The organism is Thermomonospora cellulosilytica (assembly GCF_014138835.1).
Lineage (GTDB): Bacteria > Actinomycetota > Actinomycetes > Streptosporangiales > Streptosporangiaceae > Thermomonospora > Thermomonospora amylolytica.
In genome coordinates this window covers 2,017,578-2,035,909 of record NZ_JACJII010000001.1, presented here as the reverse complement: position 1 = coordinate 2,035,909, position 18,332 = coordinate 2,017,578, and the positions used below count along the sequence as shown (strand labels likewise).

The window sequence follows — 18,332 nt, the reverse complement described above, 5'->3', positions numbered from 1 at the left end:
GGCGGTTCGATACCGCCCCGCATCCCGATGCGTCCCATACCGGGCCGGACACCACCGCACAGGCACACACCGTCGATGGCCGCACCGGTTCCCGGGTCGCCCGGAACGGGGCGACCGCATCGACCCGCACCTCCATGCCCACCTTCAAGTGCACCATCGATCGGGCGCGGTGAGATCAAGCGAAAAGGCTTGCTCATTCCCCGTCTCCTTGGCTGTCGGCGACGGGCTGGAAGATCAGGAGATCCTCGTGGGCGGTGATGCAGGCGGGTACTCCCCGCTCGCGTGCGCGTCGGGTTTCGAGGTTCTGGAAGAACGACGCCCGCGTGACGAGCCCGCCGTCACGCAGCCCGCACAGCAACGCCGCGAACCGTTCGACCAGAACCAGGCCGTTGTCCTCGGCGACCTCGATGACACGGCCGGGCAGGTCGACCAGCTCACCTTTGATCCGGATGGGACGGACGGTGACGGCCACGACTCCCCCCGGCCGCAGCAGGCCGGCGCTGGCGGCCAGGATGCGGCCGACTCCGTGCAGCAACTCGTCCAGGTTGCGGTGGGCGAGGTTGCCCCGGTCGTGGGAGTACCGGTGGTTCCACTTGGTGAGCCGGTCGGCGCCGTCCCGCTCGGTTCGGACGTGCCCATGGGTGCTGGCCCCGTACGGCGGCGAGGTCAGCACCAGCGCCACCCGCCCGCGCAGCTCGGCGAACGTCGTGCCGATGGTGTGGGCGTCTCCGCAGACCACCTGCGCCGTTCCGGCCGCGCCTTGGGATCGGGCGTGGCGGACGTTGGCCGCCGCCATCTGCGCGAAGTCGGGCTCGTACTCCATCCCTGCGGCATCGCAACCGAGATGGACCGCCTCGACCAGGGTGGTGCCGATCCCGCACATCGGATCGACCACCAGATCCCCCGGCCGGGTGCAGACCGAGATCGCCTGGGCTGCGATGGCCGGGAGCATCTTGCCCGGATGCCGCATCGACTCCGGCAGATAGCGGCCCTGGCGCTGCAAGCGCGACGGCCGCTGCCCCGTCGCCCACACCGACGCCAGCGCCTCGGCTCCGGCATTGGGTTCGTGGTTCATCGGTCACCGTCCCGACCTGGGTGGCTGGCGGGTTTGGTGAACAGGCACACGTCGGCGTGCACCCTGGCCACCGGCGGCAACGCCCGCGACCGCACATCTCGCAGCTCGGCGAGCCCCCGCGGGTCGGTCTGCACGACCAGCGTGTCCCCTGCGACGGGCACCCGGACGGCGATGACGTGCTGCACGTACCGGAATCGCAGACCGGCCGCGTGGCGAACGATCCAGGGCGCCGGATCCACCAGCCGCCCGCCTTCGTGCCGGGCGGTGGTGACAACAGCGAGGTGACCGCCGGGCCGCAGCACCCGCCAGGCCGCCGCCATGAACGCCCGGAACCGATCCTCGCCCGCCATCCAGAACCCGGTACGGCACGCCGGACATCGCCGCGTCTCTTCCGGCCGCGCCCGCTCGTCCCGCGGGTAGGAGGGCGGTCCGGCGATGACCAGCCCGACACGCCCGAGCTGATCGGCCAGGCCACGCGCCATCTGGTCCGGTCGACACGGCCGCAAGACCGCCATCACCGCCACGTCATGAGGCAGGACGGCATCCAGCCGCCCACGGATGCGGCGGGCCAGAGAGAAGTCCGGCAGACAGGCCACCGCCCGCCGGCCCAGACTCGCAGCCGCCGCGAGTGTCTCCTCGTCGGTGGTGTACGCCTCGGCGACCAGGTCACCGGGCTCGGTGCACGTACTGATCAGGTGGTGCGCCAGCCGGTGCCCCACCGTTTGGTGGTGCGCCGAGCAGTACTCGTCTCTGGCGTCGCCGGTGTTTCTGTCGCCTGAGCCAGCCGCTTTGTGCTCGTCGGAGCACAACCAGACGGTCATCGGCAGCAGTCGCCGCACTTTGGCTCCGGCTCCCGGACCGTGCCGGTCGGCGCCTGAGGCGCCCTTGGAAGGTGTGTTGTTCATTCGACGGGTGACCCGAGACGGTCACCCGATCCCCGCACCAATAACCACCGCTCCTGTGGCCTCGATTGGAACAGCACACAGGTAAAAGACGAGGTGGGGTGCCGGGAGTCTCCGCCGATGACCTGATTATTACGAGGGCAGATGTCAGCAGACGGAGGGCAAGGTCGCCGCCCTTTTAGGCATGTTCCTGCTCTTTACCAGTACCGCCCCCGCCTTGAGCAGGGAGCGTGTTTCCGGTGGCCTTCGCCGTTCTGGGCGAATCACAGGCGGGGTGTGGGCGGAGGAGAGTGCTCGTGGAGTGCCCGAGAAGTGCTCAGGGCGTGGCGGATACCTGGGGCGTCCGCTCCGGCCACGACCTTTCGGGGGCTGCCATGACCGACCGCCAGACCGGCGAGTACACCGACAACGCTCTGACCGTCGCGGAGAGAACGTTCTGTCTCCTGACCGCCGGGCCGTGCCCCTTGGGGATCGACGGCCGCAAGCTCGGGCACGGGCTGCCGGCTCGGCTCATCGATCTGGGAGAACTGCGGAACCTGCTGCTCAGCCGTTCCTGCTCTGATGAACTCAAGGACGCGGCTTGGGCCGAGCTCGTCCGGCAGGCTCGTACAGGCGACCCGGCCTGGGTGGTCGGGTGCGTCGGGGTGGCCATGCCGGGGCTCGCGGGCATCGCGCAGCGAGTGATCCGCTCCGGCTCTCGTCACTGCGCCGACGACATCGCGGCGGAGCTGGTGACCGAGTTCGTCGCGCAGCTGGCCCGCATCGACATCGGGCGTCCCCGTATCGCGGCGCGGCTGCTGCTGTGGGCGCGCAAGGCGGCGTTCCGTGCCCGTGGACGGGAGACCCGCGCGGTTCCTCTGGACCCTGCCGAGATGCCGGTCGCGCGCCACAGGCCCGACAGCGATCCCATGCTTCCGCTTCTGGAAGCGGTGCGCCGGAACGTCATCACGCCCTCCGCCGCGTCCCTGATCATCGCGACCCGGCTGGAGGGGGCGTCCGTGCAGGACGTGGCCCAGGCCCTGGGGGTTCCGGCGGATCGGCTCTACAAGCGTCGCCAGGCCGCTGAGGCACGGCTTCGCGCGGCGATCCAGGATGGTCAGCTTTCGGTAAGGCCTGACGACGAGCTCTCCAATCGGGGCCTGTGCAGCGGTGTTTCTTGATGTCAGGCCAAGCGCGGGCGGGGCGGTACGGCCGGATGGTTCACCCGGTCCCCGCCGTGTCGATCCACTCGAGTTCCTCTGAGGAGGACACCCAGGGCCGACCGCCCTCGCCCGTCGCTTCGCCTGGCGTCCCAGGTCACCCCTTGTCACGTGTCCAGCGGAGGCCACGTCATGAACACCGGACGCCCTTTTCCACAGCCACCTGAACCGCCATGCCGGCCGAGTCGGACACGGCGGACCATCGCTGCCTGTCTATGGGCTGCGGGTGTCATCGCGAGTGCGCTCACGGTTCCCGATATCGCTGAGGCGGGGACGCGGCTGGTTGCGGTGGCCTCGTTGGAGCAGGTCATCGAGAACCTGCGGGATGTTCTCGTGGGGTTGCTGGTCGGGCTGGCGACGTTGTTCGCCACGATCGGCGGGGTCCGCTACATCCTGGCCGGTGGCGATCCCGGTGAGGTCGAGGCGGCCAAGCGGACGCTGCGGTATGCGGCGATCGGGTACGGGATCGCGGTGCTCGCACCGGTGCTGGTGCAACTCCTTCAGAAGGTCGTGGGCACGGCATGAGCAGCCGCCGCGCGGCCTGTGCAGAACGTAGGCACACCGTAGGCAGGCGCCGCCGCAGGCTCTCCACGGGTCACCGCTGGGCGGCGGTCGGGCTGGCGTGTGCGGGGTTGGTGCTGGTCTTCGCCGAGGGTGCCGGCGGGGCCGGGGTGCGAACGGTGGGGGCTGCGGTTCCGGTGGAGCCCTCGCCCTCGTCTTCGCCGGCTGAGACGCCTGGGCCGGTCGAGGCCGGCCCGACCGTGGCGCCTGGGCCGGTGGAGGCCGGCCCGACCGGGTCGCCGTCTTCTCCGGGGCCTTCGGGGTTGGAGAAGTGCCCGGGGCGGCAGCAGACGGTGCCCGTTCCGGGGGCTCCGTTCCCCGAGGTCTTGTGCGAGGTCGAGCCCGGTAAGTGGGTGACGGATCCGCAGTCTCCTTACGCGCATTGGAAGAAGCAGCAGGAGGACGGCTGTGGATTCGCGGAGTTCAGCTGCATGGCCAAGGAGGCCGTGAACGGGTGGTTTCAGGAGCTGGTCACCTCGGCGGCCAAGCCGGTGTTCCGGTTTCTGGGGGACACGGTGCTGGGGACTCCGGAGGTCGATTCTGCGGAGATGGCGCGGGCGCGTCAGTTATGGGGCGCCTCGCAGGTGATCGCCAACACCTGTTTCGTGCTGCTGGTGGCCTTTGCGGGTGTGCTGGTCATGTCCGGGCAGACGGTTCCGGGTGGGCTCGCTCCCGGTGAGGTGTTGCCTCGGCTGGTGCCGGCGTTCATTGCGGCGAACGTGAGCTTGATCTTCGTCGGGCATGGGATCTCGTTCGCCAATGGGCTTGCGCAGGCCTTTCTGCAGTCCGGGGCGGAAGCGATCGATGCGGGTGTGGTCGCTGATTCGCTCGGCGGGAGCGTCGTCGCGCTCGTTGCCACGGGCGGGACGTTCTATGCGCTGGTGGCGCTGGCGGTGATCGTGATGGCGCTGATCGTCGCCTTCATCTACATCGTGCGGTTGGCGATCACGATGGTGCTCGTCGCGGCGGCTCCGGTGGCGTTGATGTTCCATGCCCTGCCCGTGACCGAGGGGATCGCTCGGTTGTGGTGGCGCGGCATCACCGGGGTGCTGGCCATTCAGGTCTGTCAGGCGCTCGTGCTGGCCACCGTTTTCCGGCTGTTGTTCAGCGAGGTCGAGGAGAACGACGGGGAGGTTCTCGGGATCTCGCCCCAGGCCGATCTGACGGATCTGCTGGTGGCGATCGCGCTGCTGTGGGTGTTGATCCGCATTCCGTCGTGGGTGGCGCGTTCGGTGTGGCAGCCCGCCCAGCCGCGTCTGCTCGGCCAGATGTTGAAGACGTTCGTGCTCTACCGAAGCGTGGGGGCGCTCATGAACAGACGTGGCGGCGGCATGTCGCAGGGGCTCGTCAAGCACGGCGGTCGTCGGCCGGCTCCCAGGCCTGCGGCTCCGGCGGGACGTGGGCGAGGTGCTCCTCCGCCGCCGACATCGGCCGGACTGGGGTCTTCCAGGCAGCCGCCTACTGCTCCATCCGGATCGAACGAGCCCGAGGAAGGCGAGGCACCGGCGAGCGGACGGGCGGTGCAGCTCGCCTTGCCGATCCCCATTCAGCGCAAGCCGCAGAAGGCGCGGCCGGTGCAGCTGGCGTTGCCGATCAAGGTGACTCGCGTTCCTCGGCCACCGGCGCCGAAGCCGCCGGCCGGTGCGGGGAGGCCGCGGGCGCGTTCTCGTCAGCTGATGCTTCCGGGGATGCCCAAGCGGCCGGTGCCTCGGCGTCAGCTCACCCTGCGCATTGACCCGCCCAAGCGGAACGGCGGGACGTCGTGAGCGACCAGGACGAGGGACTGACGGCGAAGATCCCGGCGGACGTCGAGCAGCCCGACAAGATCCTGTACGGGCTGACGGCGCGGCAGGTCGCCATTCTCGCCGTGACGGGGCTGGTGGCCACCTGGGGCTACATGGCCCTGGGTGACAGGCTGCCGTTCCCGCTGGTGGCGGCGCTTCTGCTGCCGGTCGTCGGTGGTGGGGCGGTGCTGGCGCTGGCCCGGCACGACGGGATGAGCCTGGACCGCTACCTGCTCGCGGCGCTGGTCCATCTGCGTTCGCCCAAGGAACGGGTCAGTGCACCGGAAGGTGTGCAGCCGCCTCCGGTGTGGTGCCGGGTGCGGGGGCGGCTCCCCGACCCGTTGCGGTTGCCGGTGCGGGCGGTGCGCGAGGACGGGGTGCTGGAGCTCGCCGACGGCGGTACGGCTGCGATCGTCCGGGCCGGAACGGTGGCGTTCGGGTTGCGGACGGCCGCCGAACAGGCCGCGCTGGTGGCCGCGTTCGGGCGGTGGCTCAACTCGCTGGAGGCTCCGGCGCAGATTCTCGTGCGGGCGCGGCCGGTGGATCTGTCTTCGATCGTCGCTCAGGTGAACGAGGCGGCGCCGCGGCTGGCCGATCCGGCATTGGAGCAGGCCGCCCGTGACCATGCGGCGTACCTGGCCGAGCTGGAGGCGTCCCAGGAACTGCTGACACGCGAGGTCCTCGTCGTTCTCCGCGATGCGGCCTACGAGCAGCGGCCTGCTACGTGGGGCCGGTCCCGGAAGGTGCTGCGGGATGCCGGGGCCGCGGTGGTAGTGCGCCGGGCCGAGGAGGCGGTGCGGGCGCTGGGCGTGCTGGGTGTCAGCGCGCGGCTGCTGGACGCCACGGCGTGCGCCGAGGTGCTGGCCTCCTCACTGGCCCCGGCGGACATCCGCCCGCCGGAGATGGCCGGTCCTGGTGACGTCATCACCGCTCGTGGAGGTGGGTCGTGATCCCGTCGTTTCTGCGCCGCCCTCCCGCGCCGACGAACGCCACAGAGGGGATGGGGCCTTCGGCGCTACGGGTCGGGGCTCAGTCGCTGGAGTTGCCCGGTGGGGTGTGCGCATCCTTCGCCGTGGTCGGCTATCCGCGCGAGGTCGGCGCGGGCTGGCTGGAGCCTTTGATCACCTATCCGGGGCGGCTGGATGTGTCGCTGCATGTGGAGCCGATCCCGCCACTGGTGGCGGTGCAGCGGTTGCGGCGTCAGCTCGCCCTGCTGGAGGCGTCGGCTCGTACGGATGCCGATCACGGTCGTCTGGCGGACTTCGCCGCCGAGGCCGCCGCCGATGACGCCGCCACTCTCGCGGCCTCGCTGGCGCGGGGACATGGCCGTCTGTTCCGGGTCAGCCTGTATCTGACGGTGCACGCCGGCGACACCGAGGAGCTGGAGGCCGAGGTTCAGCGGGTCCGGGCGCTGGCCGCGTCGCTGCTGCTGGATGCGCAGCCGACGACGTTCCGGGCCTTGCAGGGGTGGGTGGCGACGCTGCCGCTGGCCAGCGATGCGGTGAAGCTGCGGCGGGCGTTCGACACGAGCGCGTTGGCGGCCTCGTTCCCGTTCACCTCGCCCGACCTGGAGCCGCGGCTGGGGCGGACGCCGGTGCTGTACGGGCTGAACGTCTACTCGTCGGGGGCGGTGTGGTGGGACCGGTTCGCCTGCGACAACCACAACTCCGTGACCATCGCCCGGTCGGGGGCGGGCAAGTCGTATTTCACCAAGCTGGAGGTGCTGCGGCTGCTGTTCCACCAGGTCGAGGTGGCCGTGGTGGACCCCGAGGACGAGTACCGGCGGCTCGCTCAGGCGGTCGGCGGTACCCACATCGGGCTCGGTGCGCCTGGGGTGTGCTTCAACCCGTTCGATCTGCCCGACCAGCACGACGATGACGCCCTGATCCGGCGGGCGCTGTTCATCCAGACGCTCGTGAGCGCGATGCTCGGCGAACCGCTCGGCCCCGCGCACCGGGCCGTTCTGGACCGGGCGGTGGTGGCCGCTTATGCCGAGTGCGGGATCAGCTCCGACCGGCGTACGTGGAGGCGCCCGGCGCCGCTGCTGGCCGACCTTGCCGCCCGGCTTTCCCGTGACGACAGCCCGGAGGGTGCGGACTTGGCCGCGCGGCTGGCTCCGTATGTGACCGGCTCCTACCGGGGGTTGTTCGCCGGGCCGACCACGACCCGGCCGGAAGGGCACTTGATCGTGTTCTCGCTGCGGGACCTGCCGGAGGAGACACGGCCGGTCGGGATGCTGCTCGCGCTGGATGCGATCTGGCGGCGGGTCTCCAACCCCGACGACCGGCGCAGGCGGCTGGTCGTGGTCGACGAGGCGTGGACGCTCATGCAGGAGGGCGAGGGCGCGAAGTTCCTGTACCGGCTGGCCAAGGCGGCGCGCAAACACTGGGCGGGGCTGGCCGTGGTCACCCAGGACGCCGCCGATCTGCTGGGTTCCGATCTGGGCCGCGCGGTGATCGCCAACTCCGCAACGCAGATCTTGCTGCGGCAGTCTCCGCAGGTCATCGAGGAAATAGGCGCGGCGTTCAACCTGACCGGCGGGGAGAAGGCGTTCCTGCTCGCCGCCGACCGGGGCGAGGCGCTGCTGTGCGGCGGGGTCGGCAGTGACCGGGCCGCCTTCTACGCGGTGGCCAGCCATCAGGAGCACGACCTGGCCACCACCGACCCGGCCGAACTCGCCCAGCGCGAGGCCGCCGGTGAGGAGGTCGATCCGCTGTGAGCCTGCTTGCCCATGCCGGCGGCTGGGTGGACCTCGCCGACAATCCGGAACGCTTCCTCGCGCTGGCCGGCGAATACGGTCCGCCTCTTGCCGTGCTCTCGTTGGCGGGGGCCAGCCTGTGCGCCTGGGCGCGGCGGCTGGTGTGGACGTGGCGGAACGACAGCCTCGCGCACGGGGCACGGCTGATCGAGGTCGCCGTTCCGCCGCATGTCGAGGAGTCCAGCGCCGCGGCCTGGTGGACGCACCTCGTCGGCCTCACCGCCCCGGCATGGAAGCGCGCCCTCTTCGGGCAGCCGCATCTGGCCTGGGAGTACATCGCCGACGCCACCGGGCTGCGGGTGCAGATCTGGGTTCCCGGTGTGGTGCCGCCAGGGCTGGTCGAGAAAACGATCCGATCAGCCTGGCCCGGCGCGACGATCACCACCCGGCCAGCGACGCCGCCGGTCCCGTCCTCGGTGTCCTTGGTTGGGGGCAGTCTCGTCCTGGCGCGGCCCGATCACTACCCGCTTGAGCATCGGCACGACTCCGACCCGTTGCGGGCGCTGCTGGGAGCCGTCTCCGGGCTGCGCCGAGGCGAACGCATCGCCGTGCAGGTGGTGGCCCGCCCGGTCACCGGCCGCCGCCTGCGCCTGGCCCACCGCGCCGCCTCGGCCCTGCGTGGAGGCCGTTCGACCGCCGCGCAGGGCAAGGTGTTCGACCTGCTCATGCCCGGTGGGTCCGGGCACGCGCGGCCGGGTGAGCTGGCCCGGATGTTTCCCGAACGCGCCGAGCAGGTCCGGGCGATCCTCGACAAGGCCGCCCAACCGCGGTTCGCCGTGCAGATCCGGTACGCCGTCGCCACCGACCGCCCGGAAGACACGGCGAGAGGGTGGCTACGAGGCCGGGCGCACGAGGTCGCCTCGACGTTCGCGCTCTACTCGTCCGGTCACCAGTACCTGCGCCGCAAGCGCCTGCACGCACCCGCCGCCCGGCTCGCGTCCCGCCGCCTAGACCGGGGCTATCTGCTGTCGGTGGCCGAACTGGCGGCCATCGCACATCTCCCGTACGACCTGGCCGCACCGGGCGTCACCCGGGCCGGTGCCCGTCCGGTCCCGCCGCCCCCGACCGTGTCGGCGCGCACGGCCGGGCCGGTGCGGGTGCTGGGTGATGCGGACGCCGGATATCCCCGGCCGGTCGCGTTGACCGTTCCCGCCGCCCGGCAACACGTGCACGTCCTCGGGCAGACCGGCGTCGGCAAGTCCACCTTCCTGGCCAGCCTGATCCTCGCCGACGCCCACGCCGGACGGGGCGCGCTGGTCATCGATCCCAAGGGCGACCTGGTCACCGACGTTCTGGGGCGGCTCCCGGAACGGGCGATCGGCCGCACGGTGGTCTTCGACCCTTCCGAGGACGGTCCACCACCCTGCATCAACGTCCTGGCCGGCCCAGACCCGGCGTTCGCGGTGGACTCGATCGTGACCATCTTCCGCCGCTGCTTCTCCTCGGCCTGGGGCCCCAGGTTGGACGACCTCATGCGTTCGGCCTGCCTGACGCTCACCCGAGCCCACGGGCCGAAGGCCACCCTCGCCGATGTCCCGAGGCTGCTCACCGACAGTCCGTACCGGGCGCGGGTGGTCGCCAGGCTCGATGACGAGCTGCTGCGAGGCTTCTGGGCCTCCTACGACGAGCTGTCACCGGCCGCCCGGTCGGGGGTGATCAGCCCGGTGATGAACAAGCTCCGCGCGGTCCTGCTGCGCCCGTTCGTCCGTGACGCCCTGTCCGGCCGCGCCTCGACCGTCGCCCTCGGCCGCACCCTGGACCGGGGCGGGCTGGTCCTGGCCCGCCTGCCCAAGGGCGTGCTGGGTGAGGACGCCGCCCGGCTCTTCGGGTCGATGCTGCTGGCGCACACCTGGCAGGCCATCACCCCGCGCGCCAAGGTCCCCGAGGGCGACCGGCCCGATGCCGCCGCCTATGTGGACGAGGCCCACAACTTCCTCAACCTGCCCGGCTCCATCGGCGACGTCCTCGCCGAGGCCCGCGCCTACCGGTTCAGCCTCGTCATCGCCCACCAGCATCTGTCGCAGCTCCCCAAGGATCTGCGTGAGGCGGTGTCGGCGGATGCCCGCAACAAGATCTACTTCACCACCTCCCCCGAGGACGCCACCGACCTCGCCCGGCACGTCACCCCGCTGCTCACCCCGCACGACCTGTCCCACCTGGGCGCCTACCAGGCCGCCGGCCGCCTGGTCACCGGCGGTGGGCTCTCGTCGGCCTTCACGTTCCGCACCCGGCCGCTCCCCGATCCCGTCCCCGGACGCGAGGAGGCCGTACGCGCGGCCTCCCGCCAGACCTACGCAGTCAAGACACAGGCACGGCGACCCGTGCTCCCGACCGATCCACGGACAGACGAAAGGCGAACCCGATGACCCGACCGAAGACCCCGGCCAACCGGATGCGCGGCCTCGCCACCCTCGCGCCCAGGATGAGCCCGGAACTGATCGCCGACCTCGCGTACCGGCTCACCGACCGCGACCGGCAGCTCCTCGAACTGGTGTGGGAACACCGCGTCCTCACCACCGACCAGATCACCGCGGTCTTCTTCCCGAGCCCGAGCCGAGCCCGCCAGCGCCTCGCCGAGCTCCGCGGCCTGTCCGTCCTGCTGCGGTTCCAGCCCTGGACGCCCATCGGGACCCGCCCCCAGCACTGGGTGCTCGGCCCCGCAGGCGCTCACGTCCTGGCCGCCCAGCGCGGCGTCAGCCCGAAGGAACTCGGATACCGCCAGGACAGGGCCTCGGCCATCGCCCTGTCCTCCAGACTCGGCCACCAGGTCGGCGTCAACGACTTCTTCACCCGCCTGCACGCCCACGCCCGCCGCCAAGGGAACGGCACGGCCCTGACCGAGTGGTGGTCCGAGCAGCGATGCGCCTCCCTGTGGGGCGACCTCGCCCGCCCCGACGCCTTCGGCCGCTGGACCGAGCCGCAGGAGAACGGACAGCCGGCCACGGTCGACTTCTTCCTCGAGCACGACACCGGCACCGAAACCCTCCGCCGGGTCGCCGCCAAACTCAACGGCTACGCCGCACTCGCCGAGTCCACCGGCATCACCACACCCGTCCTGTTCTGGCTCCCCAGCCCGACCCGCGAAGCCAACCTCCGCGCCGCCCTCGGCGCCCCGGACGTTCCGGTGGCCACCGCCGTCCACACGCCCGCCACCGCCCCGGACGGCCCCGCCGGGCCGGTATGGCTGCCGGTCGGCACCACCGGCCCGCGACGGCGCCTGTCGGCGCTGGCACACGCATGGGCCACCGGCAGCCCGCGTCCCGCCGGGGGCGCCTGATGCCGGTAGCGGTCGCCGTCCCGGCCATCGTGGGCATCCTGCTGATCGTCGTCTTCGTCGCCGCCCTCGGTGCCACGTCGCCGGGCGGGGATGCCTCCTGCCTGTCGGCCCCGGGCCGCACGGCACGCGCCCAGATCCCCGCCGCCTATCTGGCCCTCTACATGCAGGCCGAGTCCCACTACGGCGTCCCGTGGAACGTCTTAGCCGCCGTCGGCTCCATCGAGTCCGACCACGGCCGAGGCCCCCACCCCGGCATCGCCTCCGGCACCAACCACGCCGGAGCCGCCGGACCGATGCAGTTCATGCCCGGCACCTGGGCGGCGTTCGGAGTGGACGGCAACGGCGACGGCCACAAGAACGTCTACGATCCCGCCGACGCCATCCCGGCCGCCGCCGCATACCTCAAACACAACGGCGCACCCGCCCACATGGAACGCGCTCTGTTCCGGTACAACCACGCCACCTGGTACGTGCAGAAGGTCCTGGACCGCGCCGCCGAGTACGCCCGAGACAGCGGCACCTGCACAGCCCTACCGGCCACCGGCCGCGCCGCCATCGCCGTCAAGGCCGCCCTCCGCCAGATCGGCACCCCCTACTCATGGGGCGGCGGCAACATCAACGGCCCCACCCGAGGCTTCGGACGAGGCGCGGCAACCGTCGGCTTCGACTGCTCATCCCTCGTCCAGTACGCCTGGCACCAGGCCGGAATCACCATCCCCCGCACCACCCAGGAACAGTGGCGCACCCTCCCCCACGTACCCGCCGCACACGCCAGACCAGGCGACCTGGTGTTCTTCCGGGGTGCCTACGGAACGTCCACCGCCCCCGGTCACGTCGGCCTGGTCATCGGCCCCGGCCGCATGGTCGAAGCCCCCCGCACCGGCCTCACGGTCCGCATCGCCAGCATCAACACCCGCTCCGACATCGTCGGCTACGCCCGCCCCACCCACCGACACCCGCCGCCCTGACGCCCGGTCTGACGCCCGCCCTCACAACACCCCCCAGTGGGCCTTCGCCACGCCGGGGTCCGAGTTGGCCGTGTTCGCGGGCATCCGCGGTCGGGCTCAGTCAGACAGGGGTTTCGGTCAATAGGGACAGGCACCCGTCAGCGCATCTACTGTCCAAATGTCCAAATCAGCTGTACAACCTGGTACGGTTCACGGTAGGTACTTAGCGTAATCAGCTCTGTTGTCCGGCTCTGAGTGATCAAACCTATGGAGCCGTGCATGAAGAGGGGCCCCATGGCGGCCATGGTGTCTGGGGAGACGCACCGCCAAGGAGCCCCTGTCGGGAGGCCCTGGGGGTCGTCACCTCGTCAGAGGTGAGGTCCCGCGGGGCCTTCGCTGTTCAACCACTCGCGGACCCAGCGCACCAGTTCCGCCACGAGCCGCCCTGCCGCCGCGACGACGAGAAGCCTCTGCCAGAGCGACGCTCGGTTCGTGGAGGGCTGGCACCGGTCCTGACGATCACGGTCGTCAGCCACCCTTGCATCACCTCCCTTCCGGGCCGGTAGGCCGCCGGCGAGGTCTACCAGCAGGGAGTACTGGGTGATGCCGCTCTTAACGTACAGGTCGGGCAACGCTGATGCAATTGCATCTGCACGCGTGCATATGCACACGCACGCCCTCTGCCCGTAGGGTGCGGCCACCTCTAGGTCCGGGACGGCGTTTCAGCATGGGCAACCAAGCCAGACCTCGGCCTGACCAGCCGCGCCTTCGACGATGAAGGTTCCGATGGCTGCAGTCATCAGCCGGATAACCAGCCATGCCGTGCAGACCGCTCAACCCTGCAACAACGTTTCGGTCTGCACCTTAGGTCTTTTAAGCCCAAATCATCGTCCAGAACAGGCGTCAGCAGCGATCTGAGCGCCGCAAACGGACGGGGCGGGGGCCGGATCCGGCCCCCGCCCCGTCCGGAGCATTGGACGCCCTACGAGGCGTCAGCCTGGCCACCGGCCGCCGGGATCGCGGCGGTGTAGCGCATGGGACGTTCGCTGGTCAGCACGGCCTCGCCGTTCTTGGCCAGGGTCTCCAGGGCGTTGGCCACCGCACCCGAGGACCGGCCCAGCACCTTGGCGATCTCGGCTGGGGTGAACTCCTTGCCTGGGTGCGCGTTCAGGTGCGCGATCACCTCCGGCCGCAACGGCCGAGGCGCGGCCCGGTCCGCGCCCGCCCCACCGCCGCCCTTGCCGCCGGTGCGGACCGTGCCGACCTTGGATGCCTTCCGCACGGTGTTCGTGGCGGCATAGATGCGCTCCAGACCCGCCGTCATCGCCGCCTCATCACCCGACACGACCGCCGTGTAGGTGGTGGTCACCGCCGCCAGCAGGTCGGCCAGCGCCCTGCGGGTCTCCTCCACCGTCCGCGCCTTGGCCAACTCCGCCAGCACCCTCGCCCGCCGGGCCTCCTCCTCGGCCGCCGCACGGGCCAGTTCGGCCTCCGCCTGCGCGCGGCGGTCGGCCTCGGCCTGCATGATCCGCATCGCCTCCTGGATCGCCTCCGCCGTCACCGCCGGCCCGGCCGGGGCGACCGGTTCGGCCGGGCCGGTGGCGTCCGCCGGTTCAGCGGCCTGTGCGTCCCCGTCCGGGATGCCGGGGGCGGGTGCCCAGGTGTCCGGCAGCGCCCGCCCGTTGTCCCCACGGCCGCCGGACGTGCACACCACCCGCCCGGCCTCGGCCAGCGCCGCCAGTTCGGCCTTGGCCACCGCCCGCGTGACCCCCGCCGCGTTCGCGATCACCGGCACGGTCGCGCCGGGGTTGGCCACCACCGCGTCCCACACCGCCGCAGCGGCCCCGCCCGTAGCGCCGGTGGTGTCCGGGCCGGTGGCGGTGGTCGTGGCGTCAGCGGCGATGTCAGCGGCCGGGGTGGCGGTGTTCTTCTTCGCAGCCATTTTCACGGTCCCTTTCGTTCGGCGTTCGCGGCGGCGGCATTTTTCGCCGCCGTGTTCCGTGTGATGGCACCACGATTTCTCGACCACCCGCCGAACTCAAGCCCGCGCACCGATTTTCCCGGTCACCATAACGGCTGGAGAGGCTTACCTCTCCATACTGAACACCAGCACGGTTTGACGAAATAGCAGCCCGCCGGCACTTGAATGCACTCAAAAGCGGGACCAGCAGAACGAGGATGGCGGCACTTCTCGCGCCACACCATAACAAGAGAAGGGAAGCAGGAAAATAGAGCGCGTCCACTCAACATCCCGTCGGCAGCGCAGCATCCTTACGGGCGTCCGTCACCGGACTCACCGGCCGTCTCCTGCCTACGCCTACATTCATGGTTGTGCCTCCCCGGAGGCAGTTGGGGCCACGAACAGCAGACCCAAAACCCGCCCGACCCGCAGAGACTCCACCCCTCGGATCTGCCGCTCATAAGGAGCAGCCCGAACAGCACACCAAGCGACAGACCGAACAACATCCCCAACGACGAACAAGCGACGAGCCCGCCTCGTACCAGCCGTAGAAAGCCCAAAGGCCCTGCCCGCCACCCTCGTCAGAGGGCCGAGCGGGCAGGGCCAGAGGTCAGGCTCGCCTATCGTGGAGCGGGGACCAGCCTGCCACTTTCAGGCTGGTCCCCGCCGGTCACGAGGCCAGGACCGCATGCAGATCTGGCCTGGTACTGGTCTCGACGCACAAGTCCAGGTCAGCCCAGACCGTGTGCCCTCCGTTCGGGCTGCCGTGGATGCCCAGGGCCATGGCGAGCTGGGAGACGGCACGTAGGCCCCGCCCGTGCTCCGCCTGCGGCTCCCCCGGTGTCTCTGGCACGACGGTCGGAACGCCTCCGCCGCCCTGGTCGGTGACCCCGATATAGGCCACGTCATCGAGCACCAGCTCGACGCCGAACCAGCCTCCGTGGTGTCCGGAGTTCGTGTGCCGGATCGCGTTGGCCGCCAGCTCGCTGACAATGAACGCCACTTCCTCCTCGTAGCCGGTGCCCGCGAACAGTGACACGGCGAACTTCCGCGCCACCGCCACCTGATCAGCCCGGCCCGGATAAGTCCGACGCCACCGCATCGGTTCCGGCGACCGCAGCCACGCCGCCGCCGACCCGTACCCGATCGTGCATTTGCCCATGGATTCGTCCCCCATTCGGATCACGCCGCCCACACCCCCGGCGAGCACCGGCAGGCCATTCACACGGGCGGCCCGACCCCCATCAGGGAACACCTCGTCACCAACGGTCAAGTCACGTTGAAGAACGCACCTTACTCGGACAAGCAGATGGCCGCGCAGCTGATTGCTGTGCGGCCATCTGAACTGCCCGGCCGAATGCAATCTGCTCCGCCATTAGACAGCGGGGACCACCGGACAGAGACAGACCGGAGCCTACCGTCCCGCAGTCCAGACTGACCACCTGGTCACGGTACAAACAGCGGCAGAGGCCGCCATCGTTTCAGGAGCACTGGGTGAGTGTGGTGATGGGGCGGTGTTCACACTGCGGGCAGGTGAACAGGTAGACGTCTCCGACGTCGCCGATCATGAGGTCGGCGGGTCTGCGATCGAGCCTTCGGCGCGGGCGCCCGTTGGCGTCCATGCCGGGATGCTCCTCGGCGGGGGTCCAGGTTTTCCAGGACTGGCCATCTGATTCACCGCTGGCGATGGTCAGCAGGTGCTCCAGGGCATGGCCGCACTCACAGGTCAGCCAGATGGGGTCCTGGATCCAGTGGACCCAGCCGCCAACCTTGGTGCCGGGGGCGACCGACAGGTGATAGTGGTAGCGCCACCGGCGCTCAATCTGCTCCTCCCATGCGGTGATCCGCCGGGCCAGCTCCGGGTCCAGATCGCTGTAATGAGGGAACTCGGTGACGCGCTCGGGGGCCAGGGCGCACGGACGAGGCAGGTAGTTGTCCGCGCTGTACTCCAGGTCGACAGGTGGAGGCTCTGTGCGCGGGCGGGTGATCGAAGCGCTGTCCCGCCAGCGGACCTGCACGTCCGGGCAGTAGAGGGGATCGTGGTCCAGCGGGCACCACAGCACCTGGCAGACGTCAGTGCCCGCGGGGAAGGGCAGCTCGGGGACGTCCCGGGCGAACAACTGCAGGATCGGCACCAGCGGCAGCGGCTCACTGGGCAGATCCCGTTCGAAGGCATAGTGCCGGTCGAACTCCGCGCAGTGCGGCCACGGCTCGTCGGCGGGCCACAGCAGCGGACCGCCCAGGGAACTCTCGGTCGTTCCCGGCCGGCCAGGACGCGGGTGCAGGCGGACCGTCGTACGCGCCAGCGACCGCAACTCGGGGAAGACCTGCTCGATGCGCACCGGCTTCGGCGGCGTGGTCAGCCGCGGCGACTCTCCAGCCAACGTGGCTCCTCCCATCGGTCGAGCAGGAGCCTAGGGGCGGCCGGTGACAGCGCAGAGTCCGAGCCGAGGAGGCAACCGTTCGCGCCAAGCGCGCGACCAAAAGGTGGTTCTGCGTACAGATCAGGTCGCTACCGAATCACCGGGGGTGCTGGGGGCGAAAATTGACCAGGACCTCATTGCCCCCCGGATCTGCATCCGCAGATCCTCGGGATGAGGGGAGTCCAGCACCCACCAGCCGCCTGGAGCGGGCACCAGCGCCCACCACTTGCGTGTGGCCAGCCCGAACCAGATCGTGATGCTGGGGAACTCGTTGCCGAACTCCCGCCGTGCCAGCAGCCACACCGCATACAACGGGTCGGCACATGCCGCAGGAACCCAGCGGCCCGCCTCGTCCACCGCCACCGTTACCCGCTCACACCCGTCCCCTCCAGGAGTCGCAGGCGGTCGCGCGGACCATTTCCTCCGGGTCATCGGCCGGGGCTACGGCCCGGCCATCGCTCCACCATTCGCCCTCTTCCCGCTCGCAGACGATGTCCTCGGGCGGCCGGAACGGATGTGAATACGTGGCCTTCAACACCGCCGGACCGCACCGGTTACGCATCAGCGAGATACCGATGCCGCCGTTCTGCTCCAGGCACCGGCTAAGGACCTCCAGGTGGGCCACACACGGATCGGATGTCGACATCCCAATACTCGCCACCCCAGGCAGGTCAATGCCCTGCAGCAACGCACGCTGAGCGTGCCCACCTCCGCTATGGCCGAGCACCGGTGGCCTCGTCCGGCAGGTGAACGAAAGCGCCCGTACTCTCCCCTGCGGCATGTGCCGCCTTCTCCAGCAGCCGCATGCCATCACGAGCAACGGCAGCCCGCCCCATCACTTCCTCCTGCGGTGGCGAGCGCGACGCCGGGCACGCCGGAGGTACAGCGCCGTGACCGAGCCGGCGATCCCTACCACGGTGCCAACGGTCAGCAGGATCCCGGCCAGGACGAACAGTTCGGTGAGCGCCTCGCCCAGCTGACCACCCATCACAACGTCGCGAACACGGTCTTGCCCACCCGCTCCGCCCGCCACCCGGAGGAGTGAGCCAGGGCATCGACCAGCAGCAGCCCCCGGCCGCCCTCGGCGAGAAGATCGGCGGAACCGTGCGCTACCGGAACGTCCTCGCTCGCATCCCACACCTGGATCTGCGGTCGCTCCCCATCCATGACGATCCGCACCGCAACAGGAATCTGCAGACCAGAGCGTTCCAGCGCCTGAACGGCGTTGCTCACCAGCTCCGAGGTGATGAGCACGCCGTTCTCCACCAGGTCGGTGCGGCCGATAACGGTGAGCCGACGCGCTACGAACGCCCGCGCGATCCCAACGGACGCTGCAACGGGCGGGACCGACATGCATATGCGTTCAGCAAGGCATGGCAGCCCCTTTGAGACGGGTGAATGCAGCACCGCAGGATTGTCTGATTTGTTGAGATGCGGGGACATGTG

General features: G+C 70.3%; 17 protein-coding genes. 8 read left to right on the top strand and 9 right to left on the bottom strand.

What is annotated here, in order from left to right; genetic code table 11:
- Positions 1 to 193: 193 nt before the first annotated feature.
- Positions 194 to 1,075, bottom strand: coding sequence for a TRM11 family SAM-dependent methyltransferase (locus tag HNR21_RS09795; RefSeq protein WP_182704961.1), 882 nt, complete (start codon positions 1,073 to 1,075; stop codon positions 194 to 196).
- Positions 1,072 to 1,794 carry a hypothetical protein gene (locus tag HNR21_RS09790; RefSeq protein WP_182704960.1) on the bottom strand — a complete coding sequence of 241 codons (723 nt, stop codon included), beginning with the start codon at positions 1,792 to 1,794 and terminating at the stop codon, positions 1,072 to 1,074. Before HNR21_RS09790 ends, HNR21_RS09795 begins: the two co-directional genes overlap by 4 nt.
- A 557-nt stretch (positions 1,795 to 2,351) precedes the next feature.
- Between HNR21_RS09790 and HNR21_RS09785 the strand changes: the two genes are divergently transcribed.
- From HNR21_RS09785 to HNR21_RS09750, 8 genes are all read left to right on the top strand, one after another.
- Entirely contained in the window at positions 2,352 to 3,137 is a 786-nt protein-coding gene (locus HNR21_RS09785) for an RNA polymerase sigma factor (protein ID WP_182704959.1), read from the top strand.
- A 336-nt stretch (positions 3,138 to 3,473) separates the two neighbouring features.
- The gene (locus tag HNR21_RS35140) at positions 3,474 to 3,701 is read left to right on the top strand and encodes a pilin (RefSeq protein WP_246442056.1); all 228 of its coding nucleotides are present in this window, start codon (positions 3,474 to 3,476) and stop codon (positions 3,699 to 3,701) included.
- Between the two features lie 467 nt (positions 3,702 to 4,168).
- Entirely contained in the window at positions 4,169 to 5,503 is a 1,335-nt protein-coding gene (locus HNR21_RS09775; protein WP_182704958.1) for a TrbL/VirB6 family protein, read from the top strand.
- Entirely contained in the window at positions 5,500 to 6,471 is a 972-nt protein-coding gene (locus HNR21_RS09770; protein ID WP_182704957.1) for a PrgI family protein, read from the top strand. Before HNR21_RS09775 ends, HNR21_RS09770 begins: the two co-directional genes overlap by 4 nt.
- A gap of 104 nt (positions 6,472 to 6,575) precedes the next feature.
- On the top strand, positions 6,576 to 8,240 hold the full coding sequence (locus HNR21_RS09765; RefSeq protein WP_312880954.1) for a VirB4 family type IV secretion system protein: 1,665 nt from the start codon (positions 6,576 to 6,578) through the stop codon (positions 8,238 to 8,240).
- The gene (locus HNR21_RS09760; protein WP_312880953.1) at positions 8,237 to 10,645 is read left to right on the top strand and encodes a DUF8128 domain-containing protein; all 2,409 of its coding nucleotides are present in this window, start codon (positions 8,237 to 8,239) and stop codon (positions 10,643 to 10,645) included. The genes HNR21_RS09765 and HNR21_RS09760 overlap by 4 nt, the downstream gene beginning before the upstream one ends.
- Positions 10,642 to 11,556 carry a replication-relaxation family protein gene (locus HNR21_RS09755; protein WP_182704956.1) on the top strand — a complete coding sequence of 305 codons (915 nt, stop codon included), beginning with the start codon at positions 10,642 to 10,644 and terminating at the stop codon, positions 11,554 to 11,556. The genes HNR21_RS09760 and HNR21_RS09755 overlap by 4 nt, the downstream gene beginning before the upstream one ends.
- Positions 11,556 to 12,524 (top strand): C40 family peptidase, encoded by a 969-nt coding sequence (locus tag HNR21_RS09750; protein ID WP_182704955.1) that lies wholly within the window; start codon positions 11,556 to 11,558, stop codon positions 12,522 to 12,524. Before HNR21_RS09755 ends, HNR21_RS09750 begins: the two co-directional genes overlap by 1 nt.
- A gap of 961 nt (positions 12,525 to 13,485) precedes the next feature.
- Here the strand turns inward: HNR21_RS09750 and HNR21_RS09745 are convergent.
- From HNR21_RS09745 to HNR21_RS09715, 7 genes are all read right to left on the bottom strand, one after another.
- Positions 13,486 to 14,445: a hypothetical protein gene (locus tag HNR21_RS09745; protein WP_182704954.1), complete on the bottom strand. Its 960-nt coding sequence runs from the start codon at positions 14,443 to 14,445 to the stop codon at positions 13,486 to 13,488.
- A gap of 688 nt (positions 14,446 to 15,133) precedes the next feature.
- Positions 15,134 to 15,736 (bottom strand): ATP-binding protein, encoded by a 603-nt coding sequence (locus tag HNR21_RS09740; protein ID WP_182704953.1) that lies wholly within the window; start codon positions 15,734 to 15,736, stop codon positions 15,134 to 15,136.
- 208 nt (positions 15,737 to 15,944) lie between these two features.
- Positions 15,945 to 16,847, bottom strand: coding sequence for a YwqG family protein (locus HNR21_RS09735; RefSeq protein WP_220500110.1), 903 nt, complete (start codon positions 16,845 to 16,847; stop codon positions 15,945 to 15,947).
- A 120-nt stretch (positions 16,848 to 16,967) separates the two neighbouring features.
- Entirely contained in the window at positions 16,968 to 17,249 is a 282-nt protein-coding gene (locus tag HNR21_RS09730; RefSeq protein WP_182704951.1) for a hypothetical protein, read from the bottom strand.
- A gap of 10 nt (positions 17,250 to 17,259) precedes the next feature.
- On the bottom strand, positions 17,260 to 17,511 hold the full coding sequence (locus HNR21_RS09725) for a hypothetical protein (RefSeq protein WP_182704950.1): 252 nt from the start codon (positions 17,509 to 17,511) through the stop codon (positions 17,260 to 17,262).
- 210 nt (positions 17,512 to 17,721) lie between these two features.
- Complete coding sequence (locus tag HNR21_RS09720) at positions 17,722 to 17,874, bottom strand: hypothetical protein (protein WP_182704949.1); 153 nt, start codon at positions 17,872 to 17,874, stop codon at positions 17,722 to 17,724.
- Complete coding sequence (locus HNR21_RS09715) at positions 17,874 to 18,329, bottom strand: ATP-binding protein (protein WP_182704948.1); 456 nt, start codon at positions 18,327 to 18,329, stop codon at positions 17,874 to 17,876. Before HNR21_RS09715 ends, HNR21_RS09720 begins: the two co-directional genes overlap by 1 nt.
- Positions 18,330 to 18,332: the final 3 nt, after the last annotated feature.

Coding starts and splice junctions, on each gene's coding strand:
- HNR21_RS09720 (WP_182704949.1), bottom strand. CDS start 17,874: ATGGGTGGTCAGCTGGGCGAGGCGCTCACCGAACTGTTCGTCCTGGCC.
- HNR21_RS09795 (WP_182704961.1), bottom strand. CDS start 1,075: ATGAACCACGAACCCAATGCCGGAGCCGAGGCGCTGGCGTCGGTGTGG.
- HNR21_RS09715 (WP_182704948.1), bottom strand. CDS start 18,329: ATGTCCCCGCATCTCAACAAATCAGACAATCCTGCGGTGCTGCATTCA.
- HNR21_RS09785 (WP_182704959.1), top strand. CDS start 2,352: ATGACCGACCGCCAGACCGGCGAGTACACCGACAACGCTCTGACCGTC.
- HNR21_RS09755 (WP_182704956.1), top strand. CDS start 10,642: ATGACCCGACCGAAGACCCCGGCCAACCGGATGCGCGGCCTCGCCACC.
- HNR21_RS09775 (WP_182704958.1), top strand. CDS start 4,169: ATGGCCAAGGAGGCCGTGAACGGGTGGTTTCAGGAGCTGGTCACCTCG.
- HNR21_RS09745 (WP_182704954.1), bottom strand. CDS start 14,445: ATGGCTGCGAAGAAGAACACCGCCACCCCGGCCGCTGACATCGCCGCT.
- HNR21_RS09750 (WP_182704955.1), top strand. CDS start 11,556: ATGCCGGTAGCGGTCGCCGTCCCGGCCATCGTGGGCATCCTGCTGATC.